We start from the raw sequence: 1,330 nt of genomic DNA on the forward strand, positions 1-1,330 counted from the left end.
CCCGATGGGCGGGAGGGGTGCACCTCTCCTCGAACCGTCCGTTCGCGAGGGGCTCAGGCCGACTTGCGGCTGTCCCTCGGGTGGACGGCGATGTTCATCGCGCCGGACCGGAGCACCGCCAGCCGCTCGGCCAGCACCTCCTCCAGTTCCTCGCGGGTGCGCCGTTCCATCAGCATGTCCCAGTGGGTGCGCGCGGGCTTGGTCTTCTTCTCCTCGGGACCCTCGCCGTCCACCAGGAGTGCCTGCGCCCCGCAGACCTTGCACTCCCACTCCGGCGGGATCTCGGCCTCCACGGAGAAGGGCATCTCGAAACGGTGCCCCCGCTCACATGCGTACTCCACAGCCTGGCGCGGCGCCAGATCGATGCCGCGGTCGGTCTCGTAGCTGGTCACCACGAGCCGCGTGCCGCGCAGAGCTCGCTCACTCATGAATCGTGCCTCCCGGGCTGGTCGCCCACAGGACAGGTGTCGCTGTCGTCGTCATCCGGTCAACGTCCGGTCGGCGGTGAAGATTCCCGTTCAGGGAGATGCGTCGTCCGTCGTGCCGCCCCTTGCATGTACCCACCGATGCCCGGTTTGTCACCTCCCGAGGGGGATGTCGCCCGGTGTCCACGCTCTCGGGGCCGTGGAACGGTGGCCTCGGGGCCCGGTAGGTCAAAGATGCACCTTACCGTGAGGGCGCGACGTACACCCAATCCCGCCCTTCGGCGCGCCCCCCGGCTCTCTTTCCCCCTCGCACCCCGTCCGGGCGCCCCGGAGCGCCCGGACGGGGCGCGAGGGGTGGTTCGTGAGTGGTCGGGGAACGGGGGCCACGGTCCTCCCGGGCTCCACCTCCGTGTCACCATGGGGGAGAAGTGGACGGGTTTTCCGAGTCCGATTTCGGAGAGGTGGACCGCGATGGCCCCCGTGTGGACCTCCAGCATCGGTGCCACCCGACTGGCCCGGATGTTGAGCGCCCGGAGCGCCGACCCGGAGCCGACCGGCCGGCCCCGGCGAGCCGAACCGGCCTATCGTTCCCTCGCCGACGGCATTCGGATGTTGGTGGCCGAGGGGCGACTGCCCACCGCGGCCCGGCTGCCCGCCGAACGCGAGCTCGCCGCCGCCCTGTCGGTCAGCCGCACCACCGTCGCGGCCGCCTTCCAGCGTCTGCGGGCCGAGGGGTGGATCGCCTCCCGCCGGGGATCGGGAAGTTGGACCACCGTTCCGGCCGGTCGCCCCCTGCCCAGTCGGGGCCTGGACCCGCTGCCCCCGGACGGCGATCCCGGCCTCATCGATCTCGGCTACGCGGCCCTGCCCGCCCCGGGGGACCTCCTCGTCCGCGCCTTCACCGG

At 72.0% G+C, this 1,330-nt stretch carries 2 protein-coding genes; one reads left to right on the forward strand and one right to left on the reverse strand.

Translation table 11 applies throughout. From position 1 onward, the window contains the following. Positions 1-53: 53 nt before the first annotated feature. Entirely contained in the window at positions 54-428 is a 375-nt protein-coding gene (locus FNQ90_RS23450; protein ID WP_143621474.1) for an RNA polymerase-binding protein RbpA, read from the reverse strand. Between the two features lie 468 nt (positions 429-896). Between FNQ90_RS23450 and FNQ90_RS23455 the strand changes: the two genes are divergently transcribed. After that, positions 897-1,330, forward strand: a 434-nt coding sequence (locus FNQ90_RS23455; protein WP_182608181.1) for a GntR family transcriptional regulator, incomplete at its 3' end; no start/stop codon positions are given.

Origin of the sequence: Streptomyces alkaliphilus (assembly GCF_014141535.1) — a bacterium.
Lineage (GTDB): Bacteria > Actinomycetota > Actinomycetes > Streptomycetales > Streptomycetaceae > Streptomyces > Streptomyces alkaliphilus.

Bases quoted from the DNA above. Each gene is read 5' to 3' on its own strand.
- FNQ90_RS23450 (WP_143621474.1), bottom strand. From the start codon at position 428: ATGAGTGAGCGAGCTCTGCGCGGCACGCGGCTCGTGGTGACCAGCTAC.